This window comes from Paenibacillus sp. FSL R7-0128 (genome assembly GCF_038002245.1).
GTDB classification, from domain to species: domain Bacteria; phylum Bacillota; class Bacilli; order Paenibacillales; family Paenibacillaceae; genus Paenibacillus_AQ; species Paenibacillus_AQ silagei.
In genome coordinates, this window is sequence record NZ_JBBOCD010000001.1 from 133115 (window position 1) to 155158 (window position 22044).

At 53.4% G+C, this 22044-nt stretch carries 17 protein-coding genes; 6 read left to right on the forward strand and 11 right to left on the reverse strand.

All coding sequences use genetic code 11. The features are described from left to right. Positions 1-40 precede the first annotated feature (40 nt). Positions 41-670, reverse strand: coding sequence for a uridine kinase (gene udk, locus NST26_RS00615; protein WP_036726376.1), 630 nt, complete (start codon positions 668-670; stop codon positions 41-43). Between the two features lie 194 nt (positions 671-864). Here udk and NST26_RS00620 point away from each other — a divergent pair, with 194 nt between their 5' ends. Then, on the forward strand, positions 865-1956 hold the full coding sequence (locus NST26_RS00620) for a threonine aldolase family protein (RefSeq protein ID WP_340978235.1): 1092 nt from the start codon (positions 865-867) through the stop codon (positions 1954-1956). Positions 1957-2084: 128 nt separating this feature from the next. Here NST26_RS00620 and NST26_RS00625 read toward each other — a convergent pair whose 3' ends face one another. The 4 genes from NST26_RS00625 to NST26_RS00640 all read right to left on the reverse strand — a co-directional run bounded on the left by NST26_RS00625 (position 2085) and on the right by NST26_RS00640 (position 6822). Then, the gene (locus NST26_RS00625; RefSeq protein ID WP_340978236.1) at positions 2085-3599 is read right to left on the reverse strand and encodes an oligosaccharide flippase family protein; all 1515 of its coding nucleotides are present in this window, start codon (positions 3597-3599) and stop codon (positions 2085-2087) included. 44 nt (positions 3600-3643) lie between these two features. Then, positions 3644-4750, reverse strand: a complete 1107-nt coding sequence (locus tag NST26_RS00630) for a polysaccharide pyruvyl transferase family protein (protein WP_051478096.1) — start codon at positions 4748-4750, stop codon at positions 3644-3646. Further along, on the reverse strand, positions 4747-5736 hold the full coding sequence (locus NST26_RS00635) for a glycosyltransferase family 2 protein (protein ID WP_209879324.1): 990 nt from the start codon (positions 5734-5736) through the stop codon (positions 4747-4749). Before NST26_RS00635 ends, NST26_RS00630 begins: the two co-directional genes overlap by 4 nt. Before the next feature lie 210 nt (positions 5737-5946). Then, positions 5947-6822 (reverse strand): aldose 1-epimerase family protein, encoded by an 876-nt coding sequence (locus tag NST26_RS00640; RefSeq protein ID WP_340978237.1) that lies wholly within the window; start codon positions 6820-6822, stop codon positions 5947-5949. A 195-nt stretch (positions 6823-7017) separates the two neighbouring features. Here NST26_RS00640 and NST26_RS00645 point away from each other — a divergent pair, with 195 nt between their 5' ends. Together NST26_RS00645 and NST26_RS00650 are read left to right on the forward strand one after the other, a co-directional pair. Beyond that, positions 7018-8247 carry a Zn-dependent hydrolase gene (locus tag NST26_RS00645; RefSeq protein ID WP_340978239.1) on the forward strand — a complete coding sequence of 410 codons (1230 nt, stop codon included), beginning with the start codon at positions 7018-7020 and terminating at the stop codon, positions 8245-8247. A 362-nt stretch (positions 8248-8609) separates the two neighbouring features. Next, positions 8610-9341, forward strand: coding sequence for a class I SAM-dependent methyltransferase (locus tag NST26_RS00650; RefSeq protein WP_340956730.1), 732 nt, complete (start codon positions 8610-8612; stop codon positions 9339-9341). 581 nt (positions 9342-9922) lie between these two features. Here NST26_RS00650 and NST26_RS00655 read toward each other — a convergent pair. The 5 genes from NST26_RS00655 to NST26_RS00675 form a co-directional block, all read right to left on the reverse strand. After that, a complete protein-coding gene (locus NST26_RS00655) occupies positions 9923-10750 on the reverse strand; it encodes a carbohydrate ABC transporter permease (protein WP_209876112.1) in 828 nt (275 codons plus the stop codon). 12 nt (positions 10751-10762) lie between these two features. Continuing rightward, positions 10763-11644, reverse strand: a complete 882-nt coding sequence (locus tag NST26_RS00660) for a carbohydrate ABC transporter permease (protein ID WP_340978240.1) — start codon at positions 11642-11644, stop codon at positions 10763-10765. A 234-nt stretch (positions 11645-11878) separates the two neighbouring features. Then, positions 11879-12670: a response regulator gene (locus tag NST26_RS00665; protein WP_340978241.1), complete on the reverse strand. Its 792-nt coding sequence runs from the start codon at positions 12668-12670 to the stop codon at positions 11879-11881. Between the two features lie 27 nt (positions 12671-12697). Further along, entirely contained in the window at positions 12698-14470 is a 1773-nt protein-coding gene (locus NST26_RS00670) for a sensor histidine kinase (protein ID WP_340978242.1), read from the reverse strand. 834 nt (positions 14471-15304) lie between these two features. After that, positions 15305-16624 carry an ABC transporter substrate-binding protein gene (locus NST26_RS00675; RefSeq protein WP_340956720.1) on the reverse strand — a complete coding sequence of 440 codons (1320 nt, stop codon included), beginning with the start codon at positions 16622-16624 and terminating at the stop codon, positions 15305-15307. Positions 16625-16936: 312 nt separating this feature from the next. Here NST26_RS00675 and ald point away from each other — a divergent pair, with 312 nt between their 5' ends. Continuing rightward, complete coding sequence (gene ald / locus NST26_RS00680) at positions 16937-18070, forward strand: alanine dehydrogenase (protein ID WP_340956718.1); 1134 nt, start codon at positions 16937-16939, stop codon at positions 18068-18070. Between the two features lie 519 nt (positions 18071-18589). Further along, positions 18590-19858 (forward strand): PucR family transcriptional regulator, encoded by a 1269-nt coding sequence (locus NST26_RS00685; protein ID WP_340956715.1) that lies wholly within the window; start codon positions 18590-18592, stop codon positions 19856-19858. Here the strand turns inward: NST26_RS00685 and NST26_RS00690 are convergent, their stop codons facing one another. Continuing rightward, on the reverse strand, positions 19859-20167 hold the full coding sequence (locus tag NST26_RS00690; RefSeq protein WP_081751072.1) for a GNAT family N-acetyltransferase: 309 nt from the start codon (positions 20165-20167) through the stop codon (positions 19859-19861). Positions 20168-20314: 147 nt separating this feature from the next. Between NST26_RS00690 and NST26_RS00695 the strand changes: the two genes are divergently transcribed. Then, positions 20315-22018, forward strand: a complete 1704-nt coding sequence (locus tag NST26_RS00695; RefSeq protein ID WP_340978244.1) for a DUF4127 family protein — start codon at positions 20315-20317, stop codon at positions 22016-22018. Positions 22019-22044 lie beyond the last annotated feature (26 nt).

Genomic DNA, 22044 nt, shown 5'->3' on the forward strand with positions numbered 1-22044 from the left:
CCGGACGGTCCTTGCACCCTATCAGCCGGTGCGGCTTAATTCAGTTCCATTGGTGATCGCCGGACAGATACTTCTCGGTCAGTACCGACAGCAGTTCGATTCCGACTTGATTCTGTCCGCCTTCCGGGATGATCAGGTCCGCGTATTTCTTGGAGGGCTCGATGAAGGCCTCGTGCATCGGCTTCACCGTGGTCAGGTATTGCGTATGGATCGAACGGATGGTCCGCCCGCGTTCCTCGATATCCCGCAGCACCCGGCGCAGGATACGCACATCGGGATCGGTGTCCACGAACACCTTGATGTTGAGCTGCTCGCGCAGCTTCTCATCGGACAGCACATGCAGTCCTTCCAGAATGACGATATTATTCGGGGCAAGCTCCACAGTCTTCTCGGTTGAACGGGCATGAACCGTGAAGTCATACACGGGAGCGAAGGCGGCTTGTCCCGCTTTGAGACAATCCAGATGCTCGATCAGCAGTTCCGTGTCAAAGGCCAGCGGGTGGTCATAGTTAATGGCACCGCGTTCAGCCATGCTGAGGTAAGAATGGTCTTTATAGTAGTTATCCTGGGATATGAATGTTACTTTGTCAGAGCCAAGACGGTCAATCACGGAGCGCGCTACCGTTGTCTTGCCGGAGCCGGTCCCGCCGGCGATACCAATAATAAGCATGGTGAATTTATAAACCTCCCTAAGCAATTGCCTTTGCAATTCCAATATTGTAGCACAGCGGTCAACTTATTTCACCTTGCTGGAGAGGAATATCATGTGAACATTCTAATAATTCGGTTATTTTGTAGAGGAATGATATAATTTCAAGGATTCATACAGATCGGGTGCTACGAAGAAGGGGCTAGGATAATAAAATGAACGAGGAGAATGCTTTAATGGAGGCGTTCGGCAGGACGCAGGTGCAGCTTGCTGGCCATGGCGGACGGGACGCAGCTGTACTCAAGAAGGCGCTGGCCAGTGTAGAGGACAGCCTTGCTGCGGACATGTACGGAACAGGGACGGTGATTGAGGAGTTCCAGGCAGAGATGGCGGAGGCGCTGGGCAAAGAATGCAGCGTGTTCTTCCCCAGCGGCACGATGGCCCAGCAGATTGCCCTGCGGATCTGGAGTGACCGGGAGGGCAGCCCAAAGGTCGCTTATCATCCGCTATGCCACCTGGAGATTCATGAGCAGGACGGCCTGAAGGAGCTGCATCATCTGGAGCCGCTGCTGCTGGGCAGTGCAGACCGTCTGATTACCCTGGAGGATGTGAAGGGGATGGGACCGGGGGTTGCCTGTCTGCTGCTGGAGCTGCCGCAGCGGGAGATCGGCGGACAGCTGCCGGAGTATGCCGAACTGGAAGCGATATCGGGGTATTGCCGGGAGCAGGGAATCAGGCTCCATCTGGACGGTGCAAGGCTGTTCGAAGTGCTGCCTTACTATGGGAAGACCGCAGCGGAAGTCAGTGCGCTGTTCGATAGCGTGTATGTCTCCTTGTACAAGGGCATCGGCGGGATTGCCGGAGCGATCTTAGCCGGCAGCCGGGAGTTCACGGAGACCTCGAAGATCTGGAAGCGCCGCCACGGGGGCGACCTGATCAGTCTCTATCCCTATATTGTCCCGGCCCGGTATTATTACCGGCAGAGAATCGGCAGGATGTCAGAATACTATAAGCAGGCCAAGGAGCTGGCATCCTTATTCAACAGCTGCGATAAGGTATCCACGCTGCCGGAGGTTCCTGTCTCGAATATGTTCCACATCCACTTTGCGCTGCCTCTGGAGCAGCTTGCCCCTGTATTGATTGGGATCTATAACGAGACCGGCATTGGCCTGACACCACGGCTCAAGCCAACCGGCGAGGCTTCCTGCTATTATGAGATTAATATCGGCGATCATTATGGCAAAGCGGACCAGACGGCCCTTAGAAGCATGTTCCGGCTGCTGGATGAGCGGTTGAAGCAGCTCTGATCAGCAAGCTTGCCAAGTTAAGCGAAGAAGCCTCTGCGGGTAAGTTCCGCAGAGGCTTCTTCGCTTAGGCACAGCATGGAGCAGCGCCTAAGCGCGGCATGCCAATCAGCCCCGCCTCACCTAGAGTCCTAGGCCTGACTCCGCAGAGCCATTTTTCTAACCGGTCCGGCGACCATCTGCTTCTCAGCCCCGTTCAGTCCGAACAGCCACATGGTAAGCACATAGATGAGGGAGTACAGGATGACATACATGCCCAGATACACGTAAGAAGTGATGCTCACGAAACTAAGCAGGAACCCGCACACCCCGGACAGCAGCACCACCGGAATGAAGACGCGGATGATCTGCAGCCAGAAGTGAAGAATATCGAACTTCAATTTATATTTGTAGTAAACATTATTCAGGCATACATTGATGATCATCCCGATGGCCGTAGCAATGGCGCAGCCTGTAATCCCCCAGATCCGGATGAACCAGAAGGTTAAGGCCACCTTCAGAATAGCAACAGAGAAATAGATGAAGGCCTTCACCCTATGCATATTCATCGCTTCCAGCATGGTGGCGAACAGCGATTGCACAATCGACGTAATCTGGGGAATGATGATGATCAGCGCAACTGTGTACGCATATTTGTAATCCTGGCCGAGCCAGATCAGAATGAAGCTCTGTCCGAATAACACGAAGCCCGAGACGATGTAGCCTACGATCAGCGCCTGGATTCTGCCTATTTTGACCAGCTCCAGCATTAGGGCCGCCTGATCTGCACCCTTGACGATCATCTTGGTGAGCTTCGGCAGATAGAAGCTGGCCAGCACATTGGAGAAGTTGAGAACATACGTGTTGAGCTGGGCGGCGATGGCGAAGATGGCGATGGGCGTAGCCCCGAGGAACATCCCGATGATCAGCGGATCAGCATTTGTATAGATCTGGAAGGCGATGGACGACAGCAGAATATACGACGAATAGCTGAAGATTTCCTTGAACAGCTTGGTGTCGAAGCCGTGGAATCGGACCCTCAGATTCAGCTTGGTGCGGCAAAAGACCACGTTAATCACGCCGATCGCCAGGTTCAGCACAAGCGCAACGGTGACCATACCTGTCGATCTGAAATCGAACAGCAGGACCAGCACCATCATGGCCGGAGACAGGACCACGCGGATCAGATTGATGATTTTGAGATAGACGAACCGCTCATAGGCCGTAATGATCGAGCTGAAGATATTCAGCGGGAACGATACAGCCACATTGATGGCGGCAATGATAAATATCGTCTTCAGAATGCCCAGCTCAGCTTCATCGAGGCTGCTGAAGATCGCATCGAAATTAAACACCAGAATCACACTGGCAAGTAAGGAGAGGAGTCCGATGGCTGAGAACAGCAGCAGGAACATTCCGTTGATATTGCGCTGGCCTGCGGAGTCATTCTCAGAGATGTATTTCGCATTGAAGCGGATGACCGCGCTGCCGAAGCCCAGATCCAGCAGGACGATATAGGCGATGATGGAGTTCACCAGCGCGAATAATCCATATTCGGATTTCCCCAGGGTCGACACAATGAACGGCGTCGAGCCCAGGGAGATAATCACGCCTAGGAATACCGAAGCATAGGTTATGATTGCAGCAAGTTTTATATTTGTTTTCAAGGGTGGGATCGCTTCCTCGCTACAGAGAGTGTCTTGTGCTTATCTTAAGCGGTAACGATAGACGAAGCAGGTTCTCTAGCGCTGCTGCTTGCCATGGATTCAATGATCTGGCTGTAATGCTGGACCGAGAACTCATTATTGTACCGTGGGCGCTGGATCGTCTTCAGTTCTTCCAGCAAAGCCGGGATTTGCTTCACATCGTTCGTGAATTTCACATAGCCCAGATGCTTGATCCATTCGTAGCTGCCTACGACCTTATAATTGTAGTTCCCCAGTGCAATACAAGGTGTGGACGTAATCGCCGCAAAAATCATCCCGTGCAGCCGGTCCGTAATCACAACTTCGGCCTCCTTGAACTGATTCCATAAGGTGTTCAGCTCGTGATCCCGGTCTTCCAGGGAGACAGGGCGGAGAATGCAGGTATCCGTGAAGGTGGTGGTGCTGTAGTGCTTGGAGGTGTACTCCTGGATGACCTTTTTATCCTGCTCGCTGAAAATGCTCTCCTTATCGGCTCTAATGCACAGAAGGGCACCGTGGCGCTCCTTGGGAGGGTCAGTGATATCCAGGGACATGACAATGTCCGGCGTTAACAGCACTGCGTTGTTTCTGAAACCTGCTTTCATAATTTCGTACGACGTTGCCTCTCTGGCGACCAGCGTGAGGTCTTTGTGGGAGCCATAGAGGTCCTGTGTCTTCTTGAACTCCGCGCGGCCCAGCTCGGTATCACCGAAGTAGATGGTCTGCGGGAAGACGATGATTTTGTTATTTGGGAATTCGGAGATAATCTTGCGGCGCACCTCTTCCTCGCGGAAATACTCGATTCCGAAGTTGCCCCCGCCCTGAAGCACGAAGATATCCTCCGGCGAACAGAATTCCTCCAGGCACTTCATGTTATGCATCAGCCGGTTGGCGACAATCTCAATCAGGGTATAGTCGGGAAAAGCTTTCCGCAAAAAATTCATCTGCGCATAAGTGATGGCGTGATCGCCCAGATTGTCATGCTCGGGGGAGCCTACGACGTAAATGGCTTTCGTCTTGTCTTTATATGCATTCCGGTAGCTCAGATAGCCCTTATAATATTGATAGACGGGAATATTGCTTACATAATTGCGGAAAGACAGCGGCAGGATCTTCTCAAGGGCTTGGCTCATATCATATTACTTCCCTTCAAACGGAGTTTGGAATAATACAGCATTTTGTATACCGTGGAGCTGGTCAGAATAAGCAGGGCTGCGGTCTTCATCTCCCGGCGGATAATACGGTTGCGCAGGATCGCGGAGGTATGCTTGCTCAGGAACCCGCCCAGCTCGGCCAGATATTCCTTGTTAACTGCAGTCTCGCCGGTAATCAGCTGGAAGTTGCACAGCTCAATGCCCTCGGTTACGGTCCGGGATAACGAGATTTCTTTGGCGATCGGATAGTTTTTATCCTGAATGGTCTCGTAGATCTCCAGCGCCGCACAGAAGCGGTCGTAATATTTCCGGTTGTTCATCGCTCCGGTAATGCTGTCGCTTCGCTTCAGATACAGGTATTTGGGGGAGTCCAGCGAGACGGTCTTGTTCGCCTGGAGGAATAATTTATAGGTGGTAAAAATGTCTTCGAAATATCGGCCGACCGGATATCTCACCTGGCTGAACAGCTCGGCCTTATACAGCTTATCCCAGGCAAGGTTCTGGATCTCGGTATCCTCCAGCAGCTTGTCAAAGGCATGCGCATTATCGTATACACGCACCTGGTGCGTGAAGGACTTTTCCAGCTTGACATCATCCTGTACCTCGCAATGACCGCATACAGCGATATCTGCATTGTGGGCGGTGATGAGTCCGTGCAGGGCTTCATACATGTCCGGTTCTATCCAGTCATCGCTGTCAACGAACCCGATATACCGGCCCTTTGCCACATCAATACCATAGTTCCGGGCATCGGACAATCCGCCGTTCTGCTTGTGAATGACTACGACACGGGGGTCCAGCTCCTTGTAATACTCGCATATCTCGCCGCACTTATCGGGTGATCCGTCATTGACCAGAATCAATTCAAAGCTGCGGAAGGTCTGCGCCAATATCGAATCCACACACTTCCTCAGGTACAATTCCACGTTGTAGATAGGCACAATAATACTTATCTCTGGCTTCACTCGAGCAGTCACTTCCTTTCCCGGTTCTGATTCGGGTCTACGCGTCATTTGATTTGTGAATATCTTACTATCCGGGTCAAAAGGTTGTATATACTACTAAAGTGTACTTATCGCTTGAGGAGGGGGGTGAACTGCCTGACGAGAAGCCGCTGTTCCACAGCAAAAAGACCGCAGCACCACGGGGTGACTGCGGCCTTCGCCTGCTGAAATTTAGTTAAATGTAATCGCCAGCGCGCTGGTAAACTGGCTGCCCGGCGGCAGGGAGATGACATTTTGCTTCTCCCGGATATCGCCGGTGAAGCCTTCGATATCGGCCACACCATGCCAAGGCTCGATACACACGAACGGTGCATTCTTCGGCTGCCAGATGCCGAGATCAGGGAAATTGGTGAAGGCGACTGTTACGCTCTTGTCAGACTGTCTGCTTTTGAGGGCAACCGATTTGGACCGGACATTGCGGAAGACGAGGGCGTCATGCGCGAACATCTCGTGGTTCAGCGGCAGCTTGTTGTCCACGCCGAGCATGGCCTCGCTCTGACCCGGAGTGATCAAGCCATTCTCATTCAGGAACAAGCGCTCCAGGCGCTCCGGCTGTTCGAATTCAAGGTAATAGTCGGTGAAGCTGCCTTCTCCGCCAATCGGGCAGTTGAACGCCGGATGGGTGCCGAGCTGGAAGAACATCTCCTCTTCTCCGGGATTCTCCACCCGGTAGCCGATGTCCAGCGTGCTGCCGTTCAGCGTATAGGTGAGATACAGATGGAACGGATACGGGTAGCTGGCCAGCGTGTCCGCGCTGTGGGAGAGCCGGTAGATCGCCTGCGTCTCGCTTGCCTCCACCAGCGTGAATTCGCTTCGTCTGGCGAAGCCGTGCCGGGCCAGCGGATACGCCTGCCCGTCTACCCGGACCGCTTCGCCTGCGGCTCCTCCGATCATCGGGAACAGCACCGGGGAACGGCCTGTCCAATAGGCGGCGTCTCCGTTCCACATATATTCAGTGTCTGTATCCGTTCTTTTGAAGCTGACCAGCTCAGCACCGAGTGAACTGATCTCGGCCACGGCCAGGCCGCTGCGTAAAATAGTGTTCATGCCTTTACCCCTCTCGCCCTGCAATATGTAATCCTGATGTCTCATATTCTAACAGACTTCCCCGCAGGTGCCAGCATATAACGGAAATTCTCCAGCCTATAATTTTTACAGTATGTACAATGACAAACATGTGGAATTCGTTAACATATAAGGATAGCAATCATTCCATATCAGCGGAAACGGGGGAATAAGCCGATGCAGGTTAAGCAACTATTGGTGAACGGTGGGCGGCTGAAGAATACGATTGAGGCTTTTGCCGATTTCGGGCGGACAGATCATAACGGAGTTACCCGGCTGTCGCTGTCGGAGCAGGATGTGCGGGTGCGCGGCTATTTCACCGGCTGCTGCGAAGAGCTGGGCATGAATGTGAAGGTGGATGATATGGGCAATATGTATGCCACTCTGGCTGGCAGTGAAGAGGGGCCGCCCATGGTGATCGGCTCACATCTGGATACTGTGAAGAAGGGCGGCAGATTCGACGGTGTGCTGGGAGTGATTGCCGGCCTTGAGGTGGTGAGAACCCTGGTAGATCACGGGATTAAGCCCCGGCTGCCTGTCACGGTGATGAATTTCACCAATGAGGAGGGGGCGCGCTTCGAGCCGTCCATGATGGCTTCTGGGGTCTTGTCCGGCAAGTTCGATAAGGCGGCTATGCTGGAGAAGAAGGACCCGGAGGGGATCACCTTCGGAGATGCGCTCCAGGCCAGTGGCTATGCCGGGGAGGCGGAGAACCGGATCAGGGAAGCGGCGGCTTATCTGGAGCTGCATATTGAGCAAGGCCCTGTGCTGGAGAAGGAGAACGTTAAGATCGGTCTGGTTGACTGTGTTGTGGGCATGGTTTGCTATGAGATTGAAGTGACCGGGGAATCGGATCATGCCGGGACTACGCCGATGGATATGCGCCGGGACGCGCTGTTTGCCGCTACAGATATTATTACGGAGCTGCGCCGCAAGCTGGCCGTGCTGGACCCTGAGCTGGTCTATACGATGGGGCGGATGAATGTGCTGCCGAATATCCATACGGTCATTCCGAACAAGGTGATCTTCACCGTGGAAGCGAGACATAAGGACATGGATGTGGTCCGTGAAGTTGAGGCGATTATTCACAGTCTGCCGGAGGAGCTGCTGGAATGCAGCGTATCGAAGACGAAGCTGTGGGGCCGCGACACGGTATGGTTCGATCCGGGGATCTGTACGCTGGTGGAGCAGGCCGCGCAGAAGCTCGGTTACAGCAGCCGGAAGCTGGCGAGCGGCGCGGGCCATGATGCCCAGTTCGTGGCCGGATTTCTGCCGTCGGCGATGATTTTCGTCCCAAGTGTGAACGGGAAAAGCCATTGCGAGGAAGAGCTCACCTCCTACGAGGATTGTGAAATGGGCGTGAATGTGGTGCTGGAGACGGTGCTGTCGGTGCTGTCCCGTGAGTGAGCGGCGGATTGGTTAAGGTAGGCTGGGTAGAAGAATTGTATAGGATTGCCCCAAAAGACACTTAACCGGTGTCTTTTTTTCGTATCGGTGAAAGGGCACGGACGGAATCGGAATGTACGTGAAAAACCGAACACATTGGGCACGCGGGCCGGAGATTCGCCGGATGATTACACGATCTGGGGCGATTATTATTATCTGGAGGCACTGATGCGGCTGGAACGGGGAATTCCGGGGTATTGGTACGAGCGGCCTGTGCTATAGATCCCAGCTATGTGGGATGGCGGTTTCCGCGTCCGTCCCTGATAATCGGTACATGACCTGTTGTGGTTATGTACCGATTATTACTTTCGGAGGGGATATAATTGAAGGACAGCATGAGCGGGGCAGGCAGCCCATGGGAGCAGGCAGACGGGGATCAGTATGTACAGAACATCAGCCGCAAAATCCCCGGGTACGCGCTGCAATATGACTTGATGGATACGCTGCTGACAGCGCGGCTGGGCAAGAAGGAAAAGCCGGAGTTGCTAGTCGTGGGAGCAGGCGGAGGCCAGGAGATTCTGAAGCTGGGCCTAAGCCACCCGGACTGGAGGTTCAGCGGCCTGGACACCTCGCAGAGTATGCTCCAGGCTGCCAAGCAGCGGCTGGAGGCTGCGGGTCAACCGGGTCTGCTGGATAGAGTGCGGCTGCATCGTACGGAAATTAGTGACTGGAGCTGTGCTAGAGCGTACGATGCCGCAACCTGTATGCTGGTGCTTCATTTCGTGCAGGGGAGGGAGAGTAAGCTGGCGCTCCTTCGCAGCATTGCCGCGCGGCTTCAGCCGGGTGCGCCGCTCTGCCTGTCCGCCATCTGCGGGGTGCCGGGTACTCCTGCATGGGAGCTTCAGATGGCAGGCTGGCGGCTGCATATGCTTGGTAACGGGATCGCAGAGGAACAGTGGCAGACCTTCGAGCAATCATTCGGCGTAATCTCTCATCCGCTCCATGCTGAAGAGATAGAGGAGTTGCTGGAGGAGGCCGGGTTCACTGCCGTATCCCGATTCTTCGGCGCATATCTGATTGACGGCTGGGTGGCGGTGAAGGCGGAGGAACAATAGCAACTGCACATTGTACAACGGAATGCTGTAGAAGAGGCTTCGAAATAGATTCTATTGTATTCCGTACAATCGAATATTGAAAAAAGGCCTTTTTTCAGCCAAATCACAACATTCCAATGTATGAAATACAATAGAATCTCATTTTACGGTCAGCAATACGTTTTCTATTGCAGGAAATACAATCAGCTACTTGAATTAAAGAGTTGAAGCCAGCAACGGGCGCAGGTTCAGCCTAATATCAGCTCGATGTTCATACTCAGACTTTAATCAGAGATAAGTGTATTCTGTGCAACTAAAAACAGTGCGCCCGAAGGTATTCTTCGTCTAACTGTATTCTGTACAACTATATTTGCCCGAATGGGCGAAAATCCAGATATAGAGGTATTTTAATTGTACGAAATACATCTAAACAGAGATTTGGCGGCACATCCGGCGATTTAGTTGTACAGACTGCACTTAAGCCTACCCTCGCACCTTAATCAGGCACGATCAGGCATGGCAACCCTAAGCAAGCGATGAGTTAAAAGTAATTTTCACATGTTTTAAGCTGATGCGGCACTACTACCTAGTTCCCCGCACTGTCACCCCTTCACCGCCGAGCTGGCCACTCCTTCAATGATGTATTTCTGGCCGAGCAGGAAGACGAGAATCATCGGGATGATACCGGCCGTTGCGGCGGCCATCATGCCGTTGTAATCGACATTGTTCTCCAGGATGAAATTCTGCAGCCCGAGCGGAACGGTGAACAGGTCCTGGTCGATCAGGAAGACGAGCGCGTTCTCATAATCATTCCAGTGCCAGGAGAAATCGATAATCGCCAGTGTCGCCAGCGAAGGCTTGGCCATCGGCAGGATGATCCGCGAGAAGATGCGGAAATGGCCGGCACCGTCGATGAAGGCGGCCTCCGAGATTTCGTAAGGCACGGAGAGGAAGAACTGCCGCATCATGAATACGCCGAAGATGGTGAACATGCCGGGCAGGATCAGCGCCCAGTGGGTGTTATAGATGCCGGCCCAGTCGAACATGATGAACTTGGGCACGAACAGCACCTGCGGAGGAACCATCATCATCGACAGATAGACCAGGAACATAGTGTTGCGTCCCTTGAATTCAATCCGGGCAAAGCCGTAAGCCGCCAAGGCGGACAGGGAGACCGCGCCGATGGTACTGAGCACAGCGACTTTAAGGGAATTCAGATAATAAGGCACGAAGCTGCCCTGGCCGGACCAGACCTTAATATGATGACTCCAGTTGAAGTGGTCCGGAATCCACTGGATCGGATAGCGGAATACTTCCGCAGGGGTTTTGAAGGAGGTGCTGATCATCCAGAGGAAGGGTACAATCATGACGATGCTGAAGAACAGCATGATTAATGTGGCGATGATTTTGGTAACGGCGGCTTTATTCATATTCTCAGCTCCTTAGTAGTGAACCCAGCGTTTCTGGCCCAGCCATTGAACCACGGTGAAGATCAGAATGATCAGGAACAGGGCCCAGGAGACCGCTGACGCATAGCCCATCTCGTAATAGCGGAAGGCATTCTGATAGATGAACAGTGACAATACGGTGGTGCTGTTCCCGGGCCCGCCCTGCGTAATCGCCTGGATGATGCCGAACTGCTTGATCGACATGATCAGACCGGTAATCAGCAGGAGAAAAGTGGTGGGACTCACCAGCGGCCACAGGATGCTGCGGACCGTCTGCCAGGTGCGGGCACCGTCGATGGTAGCTGCCTCCAGCAGCTCGCCGGACACCTCCTGCAAGGCTGCGAGGTAGATAATCATGTTATAGCCGAGCATGAACCAGATCCAGATGATATCAATCGCATACATGGACGTATCCATCGTGGACAGCCAGCCGGGAGGGTTCTCGATGCCCATAGAGCGGAGAATGCCGTTAATCGGCCCGTTATTCGGGTGGAACAGCAGCATCCAGACGAAGGCTACGGCTACGCCGCTGGTAATGTAGGGCATGAAGTACAGGGCGCGCAGCAGCTTTTTGAGATAGACAGAACGGTTCAGAATGACAGCCACCAGGAACGCCAGCCCAATGGATAGAGGAACAGAGAGCAGGAACAGCAGCGTGTTCTTAATGGCAATATAGAAGACCTCATCCCCCAGCATCCGCCGGATATTGGCCAGCCCGATGAACTTGGTATGGGGACTCATAAACTTGTAGTCTGTAAACATGAGATAGAACGAATACATAGCCGGTATGATAAAAAATAGTATCACGCCAATCATATTGGGCCCGATAAACAGATAGCCCAGCAACTGCTGACGTCGCATCCAGGTTGCTTTCACAATAGCGCCACTCCTTTAGGTCTTAATAAGTACATTACAAGCATAGCAAGCGTTCCCGTGAGGGTTAAGGAACAAAACCACCCACTTCATGGCACAGAAATATACAATTACGCAGGCGGCGGCAGGCGCTTCGGTCTTAGATATGTTCTATCCATGTTCCGGCCAGCAAGAATAGCGGCATTCCCGGAAGGAATGCCGCTGGAGCAATACTATGATCGTTGTCTGAAAAGCAGGCTATAAGCTCAACGTATCCGGCTTCTCCCGCTGCTGATGCCGGTATTGGCTAGGCGTCTGCGCTGTCAGGCGCTTGAAAATCTTGATGAAGTAGTTGTCGCTCACGAAGCCGACCCGGTTGCCGATCTCATAGACCGGCAGGTCGGAATCGGTCAGTAGCCGGATCGCCTGGTCTACCCGTACACGGTGCAGATAGTGGATCAGGGTGTGGCCGGTTTTCTTTTTGAACAGGGTGCTGACATAATTCTCGGCCATCATGACATACTGCGACATCGACTTCACCGTAATATCCTCAGCGTAGTGTTCGTGCAGATAGTGCAGGATCTTCTGAATCTCCGGGTGGCTCGTAATCTCCTCATGGGCTGGCGGGGGCGGGGGAGGCTCCTTAGGCATATCCGGATCTGCCTTGCGGTTCTTCTCCAGCTCGCCGCTGATCTTGCGCAGTGTGTCCCGGAGTGAATTCACGCTCATCGACAGCTTCAGAATATAATTGGACGCCCCGTATTCCATGGCCTGCCGCACATTCTCGAAATCATTCATGCAGGTTAGCATGACGAAGCGGGAATCAAATCCTTCCTCACGGGTTCTGCGCAGCAGCTCGACGCCATCCATCTCCGGCATGACGATATCCGAAATCACCAGATCGGGCGTATCCTCGCGGATGATCTCCAGCGCCTCAGCCCCGTTGCCCGCTTCTCCGCTGACCGTGAAGCCAAGCTCCTCCCAGGCGATAATCTCGCGCACACTTTCCCGTACGAATACCTCATCCTCCACAAGCAGTACCTTCCACATGTGTAATCCCTCCCGTAGTTATGCGCCTCAAGCCGGATGTTCGTTGCCGTAAGGTGTGGACATTAGCAGCGGCAGCGTCAAGCGGACCGTAACGCCTTCGCTGGTTGAGAGCACCTCAAGCTGTCCCTCTTCCCGGAACAACAGCCGCAGCCGCTCCTGAATATTACTCAGTCCGATGCCCGGACGCTTGCGCGGAGCCTTGGGGCCGCCGCCCTGCTCCATGCCTACGCCGTTGTCCCGGATCTCTACGACCAGCCGGTTCTCTTCGCGGTGGACGTTCAGCTCAATAAGGCCGTGGCCGGGCAGTCTGCTGATTCCGTGAATGATGGCGTTCTCCACCAGCGGCTGAAGGCTGAGCTTCGGCACCAGAGCATACAGAATGTCCTCGTCATACGTGAACGTACAGTCGAATTTGTGCGCGTACCGGACCTGCTGAATATGGACATAGGCCTCAACCAGCTCGATTTCATCTTTTAGATGGATCAGATCCTTATCGGTGTTCAGACTGGCCTCCAGCAGCTTGCCGAGCGACAGGGTCATGTTCGTAATATCCTCGTTCTGCTCACGGATGGCGATCCATTTGATCGTATTCAGCGTGTTGAGCAGGAAGTGGGGATTCGTCTGGGCCAGCAGCATCTGAAAATGCACCGCCTCCTTCTGCCGCTCCTCCGCCTTCAGCTTCTGGATCAGCAGGTGGGTGTCGTCCAGCATCGTATTGAAGGTCCGGGTCAGCTCCAGGATCTCGCCGCTGAATTTGTGCTCCGGCAGGCGGATTTTCAGGCTTTTCTGCACGGCAGCCTTCATCTTGTTCTGCAGATGGGACAAGGGCCGCGTAATGGTCGTAGCAATCACGAAGGTCATCATCAGGAAGATGCTCGTCAGCACCAGGAACGTAATGAAGTATTGCTGCTTCAGCCCCTCGATTTCCACGAACAGCACAGACAGCGGAATCCGGTTGACGATATACCAGTCCAGCGACTCCACATAGATATAGTTAATCAAGGCGTTCGAGTCTTTATCTATAAAATACTGCTGTCCCGGCTGCCCGGCAAAGCCCGCTTTCACCTTCTCAGATAACTGGCTGCCCGGAACCGACTGGGAGATATCCTCGCCCGAGCGGGTAATCAGGAAATACTGCTGCTCCAGATCGGACTGCTTGTGGATGGAGCGCAGCCAGTACGTATAATCTATGCTGATCCGGGCCATGCCATACGGCTGGTTCCGGGCATCCTCCAGATACGCGTATAAGGATAGAAGATAGGCGCTGGTAGAGACATCACGCAGCACGTAGTTAGTATCATTAGGCACCCAGTGATAAGAGCTGTTGTTCATCTGCCCCCGGTCGAACCCGGGATTTGCCCGCAGATCCGAATAGACCAGAGAATCCTTAGGCGGATAAGAGGTGTATGCGCTTTCAGATAAGTCCAGAATCATGAAGTAGACCGAAGGATTGTACAGGAAGAAGCTGTTGTTCAGATTCTTGAAAATATTCTCCATCAGCCGTTTATTCTCCAGCTCATTACGCTGTCCGGGATGGAGCAGCACGGACTTCACGGTATCATCCTGCTTCAGGAACAGCAGCGTCTTGAAGGCGATGCTGATCTGGTCCTCCAGCGTGCGGTACATCTGCTCCAGCTGATAGTGGCTCTGCTGGCTGATTTTCTTCTGGACCAGCGTCTCAATACGCTGATAGTTATAGATATTCAATGCGCCGAACGGCAGCAGAATCAGACAGACAAAGGCGGTGAACAGGCGGTATTTCAACTTCTGGGGAATCAGCACACGCAGCAGCTGTGACACAGGGAAGCACCTCCAAGCCTGACTGAACCTGCCCGCTTAGGGACGGTTGATATGCTAGATTATAGCATAATCCCTCCGCCGGATTGGCGATATTTCAAATTGCATGGTTTTGTTCCAGCGGACAGGGGAGGATGGCGGAAATGCATAGTTTTGTTCTATCCGGGCTGCTTGACGGCGGGACAAGAAAGACGGAGCGGAGGGTTATCCGCCCCGCCTTGTCAAGGGACCTCCTGGAGTATGGAGGGGTATAAGATGTCAGTTTAAACGTATGATGTTGTACTTCAGCGCAAGCAGAAGAAACACGCCAGCCAGGAGAATGACCCCCGCCGAGACTAATCCGCCTATAATGATTGTCCTGTCAAAGGGTTTGAAGCTTTTGAGCATTTCATCACTCCTTTGTAAAGATAGTCCCTCCTCCTTAATTATATACTTTCCGCCAGTGTGGGCGGTAATGAGGGATCCTGGACGCATGTGCCGCCAATGTGTCCCGCCAATATGTGTGGACCGACGGACTCACAGGCTCTTATTTGGCGAAAAAATCACCTTTATGCTGGCAGGCGGACTCAGAGGCCGTTATATCACTCCAGGTAACCGGAAATGAAGCGAAAAATGGTAGTTAAGCGCATCTGAGTCCGCGTAGCCTCCAGAATAGCCAAATTTGCCAAAATAAGCGCATCCCAGTCCGCAAGAACCCGCGTTCATTCAAGGCTTAGCCTGTTCCTGATAGGGTAAGACAAAAAAAAGAGAGGCGCCATGATTTCCATGGCAAGCCTCCTGTATGATGCACGATACTTCTCTATTTCTTCGCTATCTCCGCTGTCTCCACCCAAGCCGCTACTTCTTCTGCTTCAAATACTCGTTATGCCGGGCTGCCATGGCCTGTACGGTCTGGTCAAGCGACTGCGAGCCGAGGAAGTACTTCTCGTACTCCTGTGAGCGCAGGTCCATTACCTCTTGCGGCAGGCTGCGGACATAGGTTGGCGTCTTATTGTCGAACATGACGTACATCAGGGAGTCCAGATCGTAGGAGTCACTTTTGTCGCCGATGAGGCTCTTGAGCGCATCCTCCTGCTTGGCATCCTTGGAGGCCGGGAGTCTTCCACCCGCTGCCATCGGGGACATGCCGCCATCGGAATACCACTTCAGGAACTCCCAGGCCGCTTCCTGCTTCTTGGACTTGGCGTTAATGGAGATGTAATCGCCGAGGCCCCCGCGGGTCACGTAATCACTGGCGGATTCAGCAAGCCGGGGTACCGGAGCGAAGGCGATTTTGAAATCACGCGGGAAGTCGGTGAAGTTATTCGAGCTGCGCAGCAGCCACGCCCCGATATTGAGCATCGGCACCTCTCCGCTGAGGAAGACCTGCTCCACCGGCATTTTGGAAGTCAATTGCTCGCCGAGCGGCGGCGTGGTCTTATCGTCCTGCATCATCCCGTTCAGCGTCTCCAGCCATTGTCTGACCAGCGGGTGATCGAGATTGGAGGTGCCGTCCGGCTTAGTGTAGCCCTCCTGGGACAGCACGGAGTCGATGGGGTCCACGAAGGGCTCCATATTTTGAATAAAACCGTACGAATCCCCGTTCTTCAGCTTCTTCGCATACTCGCGCAGCTCATTCCAGGTCCATTCCTTCGGAACCGGCAGGCCTGCCTTATCGAGGGCGTCTTTGTTCAGGGCGATGAAGAACGGGCTCTTGGTTGTCGGAACGCCGTAGAACTTGCCGTCAATCTTCCAGCTCGCAGTGTCCGCGCCCATCTTCTCTTCAATGTTGTAATCGGTGAAGCCGCTGAGGTCCAGGGCCAGTCCCGATTCCATCCGCTTGGCGGCATGGGAGATTGTATAGTTCACGAACAAATCCACATCCTGGCCGGTAATCATCGCCGTATCCAGCTTCAGATTGCCGTCGTCGTCATTGACATAGCGTACATATTCCACCTGAATATCGGGGTGCTCCTTGTTCCAGTTGTCCACCACCTGCTGCGGACCGGATTCCGGGGGGACACCGCCCCACATTTTGAGCGTTACCGGTGTATTCTTACCTGTGACAGAGCTTCCATTGTCCGCTGAAGATGAATTGCTGCTGTTCCCGCAGCCTGCGGCCAGACCCATGATCAGAACGAGCGAAGTGATTCCGGCAATAACACGGCTCTTGTTCAAAAGCGACAACCTCCCTGTGTGTACTGTATAAGCTTGCAATTCAAGAATAGCAGATGGCCGGAAGCGTCAGAAGGAACAAAAAACAGGAGAATATGGAACATAACTTTATAATATCTCACCGGATTAGAGCTAGGGCGGCAATAGTGCAGGGAAACGTTCTATTCCGGGAGCAGCTGGTGCGGCGTTTCAAGTCCATTGTGTAAAAACACAATCATGTCAGATCATGTTTTTCTTTTTACCCAAAATGCAGCTCCGGCCTGTATGTTATGATTCTTCACATAAGAGAACCCTAACTGACAGGAGCGATGAAAGATGATTATTGGCGTACCGAAAGAGATCAAAAACAACGAAAACCGGGTAGCGATCACCCCGGCGGGTGTTGTCAGCCTGACCGCAGAGGGCCACAAGGTGCTGGTGGAAGCAGGAGCGGGTGTAGGCAGCGGATTCCATAATGAAGAGTATGCCGCAGCTGGTGCTGAATTGGTGGCAGAAGCCGCCGCAGTGTGGGCCGCCGCTGAAATGGTAATGAAGGTAAAAGAGCCGCTGGCCAGCGAATACGGTTACTTCCGTCCAGGGCTTATCCTCTTCACTTATCTGCATCTGGCTCCAGAGCCAGCTCTGGCTGCCGCCCTTAAGGACAAAGGCGTATTCGCCATCGGCTACGAGACGGTAGTGGATGGACGTACCTTGCCGCTGCTCACCCCGATGAGCGAGGTAGCCGGACGGATGGCTGTACAACTGGGCGCACAATTCCTGCAAAAGAACTACGGCGGACAGGGCATCCTGCTCTCCGGGGTTCCCGGCGTAAGCCGCGGCAAGGTCAGCATCATCGGCGGAGGTGTCGTCGGCACCAATGCAGCTAAGATGGCCATCGGCCTTGGCGCTGAGGTAACTATTATTGACCTGAGCGCAGACCGGCTCCGTCAGCTCGACGATATTTTCGGTGCCCAGATCAGCACCCTGATCTCCAATCCGTACAACATCGCCAAGGCCGTTGCTGAAGCGGATCTGCTGGTAGGGGCTGTGCTAATTCCAGGCGCGAAGGCGCCTAAGCTGGTAACGGAAGCGATGGTGCAGACAATGAAGCCAGGTTCCGTCATTGTAGATGTGGCGATTGACCAGGGCGGGATTGTGGAGACGATTGACCGGGTGACCACGCATGATAACCCTGTCTTTGAGAAGCATGGGGTTCTGCACTATTCCGTAGCCAATATGCCGGGCGCAGTGGCCAAAACCTCGACCATCGCTCTAACCAACGTCACCGTTCCGTACGCCCTGCAAATTGCCAACAAAGGCGTATTCCAGGCCATTGAAGATAATGCAGGTCTGAAGAGCGGCGTCAACGTAGCCAACGGCAAAATCACCTGCCAGGCCGTAGCCGAGGCGCTTGGAGAAGAGTACTTCACGGTTGAAGCTGCTGTAGAGCAGGAGTTCACGCTGATCTGATGTGTGGTGGGAGAGTAAACAGAAGAATGTGTGTCAGAGTCCGGTGAGCAATCACCGGGCTTTTTTTTGGCGAGTGGACCAGGCGGATGTAGGCGAAAAACCGAACATAATGGGCTGGCGCGAGGCGTGTGGGCCAAATGTAGACGAAAAACCGAACACAATGGGCTGGCGTGAGGTGAGTGAGGCGGATGTAGGCGAAAAAACCGAACACAATGGGCCAGCGTGAGGTGAGTGAGGCGGATGTAGACGAAAAACCGAACACAATGGGCTGGCGCGAGGAGAGAGAGCTAAATGTAGGCGAAAAACCGAACACATTGGGCCAGCGGGGGTCGAGCGCGTCTGACACCCGCCCCATGTAAGCTATCGCTCCACGTTATTTTGCTTTTGACGCAAATTCTTCATGATATGTCAGGTTTTCTACTGAAATCTGTTTTATTCCTATAGGCAACTGCCAGACGCTGTAATATAATGTAATCACTTATATAAGCTTCGGCTATTCTTGGGGTTGGGGTGGGAACATTGACAGAAGCAGAGCCATCATTTGACCGTTTTTTTGACAGTATGGAATCCCTGGCGGATACGCTCAGCGAATCGCTCCAGTCCCAGGTTACGATTGAGGACAGCAATCATCATGTGATCGGGTACAGCTCCCATCAGACGGAGAGTGATCCGGCGCGGATCTCGACCATCATTGGCAAAAAGGTGCCCAGCACGGTCATTATCGGTCTACGCAAAAAGGGAGTTATGCATGAGCTGGAGAGCAGCATTCATCCGATCCGCATCCCTGCGGTAATGGAGGTCGGGCTTGGCCCGCGGCTGGCCATGTGCATCAAGCACCAGCAGGAGATTCTGGGCTATATCTGGGTGGTAGACCGGGGGAATCTTACCGAAGGGCATGCGGAGCGTATCGTGGAGAAGGCTGCCGGGATTGCCGGACGTCATCTGCTGAAGCAGCGCGGCTGGAAGACGAAGCAGGAGAAGACGTTCGAGGACTTCTTTTGGAAGCTGCTGACCTCGCATTATGAGAGTGAGCCGCGAATCCGCCAGGAGGCAGAGGCCGGGGCGATTCTGCTGCCGGAGCGTTATTATATCGGGGTGCTGGAGAGCAGCAGGCCGGTTGATGAGCATTTTTTGCAGAAATTCCGCAGGGTGATGGCTACCTATACCGGGCAGCGGCTGCTTTTTCAGACCGCCGAGCAGAACCGGCTAATTATTCTTTTCTCCTTTATATTTCCGGTGGAAGGGACCGGACGTCTGTCTTCGTTCCTGCACAAGCTGCTCGGGGAGCTGGGCCAGAGCGAAGGCGGCAGGCTTACGGCAGGGTGCAGCCCTGAATACCGCGAATATACCTCCGCCGCTGAAGCGTACCGCGAAGCGCTGCAGATTCTGGAGTTGAAGAAGCTGCTGCCTTATCATACCCGTGAGCTGCTGCTCTATGAAGAGATCGGGTTCTGGGCGTACCTTCCGGCGATTCTGGAACAGAAACGGAGCCGCCCCCGCCGGAGCTTGCTGCTCTATCCGCTGAAGGAGCATGACCGTGAGCATAAAAGCGATCTCCTGAAAACCCTCGCCGTATATTTGTCGCTGGACGGGAATTTGAAGGAATCGGCCGCTTTTCTGCATATTCATACCAATACCTTAATGTACCGCCTGAACCGGATCACCGAGATTACAGGCAGGAGCCTCAAGGAGACCGACTACCGTACCTCCATCTACCTGGATCTTCTGACCGAGGAGACCGCGCAGGTAAATCTATGGTTCCAGGAGGCTGCCGGGTCCAAAGAGTAGCTAATGTTTTCGGGCGATCCGAAACGCATTGGTAGCCGCTTCAAAGCCGATTTGAGGATAGAACGTTAAAGCTTCCTCAGAAGACAAGAGTACGATGGCTACTTGATCTCCCAAGGTCTGCTGAAGGAGTTCTACCAGGTCTTTGCCTATATTTTGCTTCTGATACTCTTTGATGACAGCCAAGTCTGAGAGGTAACAGCAGTAACAATAGTCTGTGATGGCCCGTGCTAAGCCTACTACACGCTCACCGTCCCAGCAGCTGATAATGCCTCCGTGTATATTAATTTTTCTGAATAATACTGAATTAATATAGAGAGTCTGCCTTTCAACTGGGTAGGCTTTTTATATTTTTTATTATTTTTTAAGTTCTGGTTGTAATCCATCTGTGTAAATTACCTTATATAGTGAGGGCATCTGTTCTGAGCCTATCTGCTAACTAGAGGGAGCGTGACATCAATGAAGAAAGTGCTATATGTACCATTGGATGATCGGCCTGTTAATCTGGATGATGTGATTGTGCAGGGGAGATCGGCGGGTATTGATGTGATCACACCGGATGTAACGGATCTTAAGAATCGCCTGGATTCGCAAAAGACAGCATCGGGCACAACCCTGCTGACCACCTCCTCACCGGCCTATGGAGATACCGCCAAGATCCGGCAATGGATTCTGGATCATGCGGAGTCGTCCGTGGACGGTTTTATTCTCTCGGCGGACATGCTGGCCTATGGGGGGCTAATTGGCAGCCGCCGTCTCAGGGCGCATGCGGGTGGTGTCTACCCGGCGTATGACGCTGCAATTACAGACTTGCTGGATGTCATCCGTGAAGTGAAGCAAGCTTACCCGGACAAGCCGGTGTATGTAATGGATACGATTATGAGGCTGGCCACCACCTCTTTTGCGGAAGGGCTGGACCTCGCGGCCTATACGGAGTCCCGCAACTTCATGCTTCAGCCGCGCAGGAGCTTCACACAGTTCGAAGATATTCTCAGTGGGTATAACCTGTCACCGACTGGCGACTATGGCAGTACGGCTACTTTTGATAAAGAGCAGTATTACAATACCAGAGCGCATAAGTTCAAGACGAACCGCTATATTCTGGAGGTGCTGGCGCAGGAAGGCTCGATTGATTTCCTTGCAGTCGGTGTGGATGATGCCAATACCCAGGGCGTGCAGATTAACGAGATTCACTATATGGAAGCAGGCATTAATGAATGGCTGGGCGGGACCCAGGGGAAAAATCCGGACCGGGCCGTCATTCTCCCGGATGCAGACGGACTGGGGCAGTCCTTACTGGCGCGGATGGCGAATCAGCTCTACCGGAACGGGGCCACAACCAGGTATACCGTTGAATATTTCGGACCGCATGGCTCTACCCTTACGAGTCCGTATGAATATATGGATGTGCATCAGAACATCCTGCGCCATCTGGATATTGTAGGGGGTGAGGCGGTAGGCGATGCCCGTCAGGTGGAGATTATCGCGATTACTGCTGCGGATCAGGTGCTGGCTGCGGTTAACCGTATCGAAGATAACGATTCCCGCTTCGTTCCTTCGGTAGTGATTGACTGTGTCGGCGCAGGTGCAGCAGATGCAAGTATAACTGAGGCTCTACTGGGCAGCAGGCATACTGGCACGCTATTAGGATATAGCGGCTGGAATACGCCGGGGAACAAAATCGGCCTCGCACTGGGCATGGGCCAGGCCCGGTATGCTTATATCGTTACAGAGACCGATGCGGCGGCGCTGGATCTTGCGGTTAACGCTCACGGCTCGCTGCTGTTCAAGCGCTTCCTGAAGGATTACTTCTACAAAAGGCTGGCGATTGGCGAGATCCGGACATATTCCAGAGCCCATTCGCTCTATGAGAATGTTGCAACGTTTACAGATCAGAATATGTTGTTGTTCAATAGCCCGGAGGATTACGCTCATCTCGAGGCCTTGCTGAGAGAGCGGATGCAGACACACACGGCCACGCTTGCCGGGACGGGGGCCTTCCTGATCGGCAGTGCTGAACCGGCGTGCAGTATCCGGCAAATTAACGGGGGCAGTTGGGTCTTCTCCGAATACGCCAGTGCAGTACTTCCATACGATGATCCCGATTATATTTGGGGCCGTGCCTTTGAGATTACTTTGAATCCTAACCTGATTTTGCAATAATAGACTATTCTTCATGGGTTGAATTT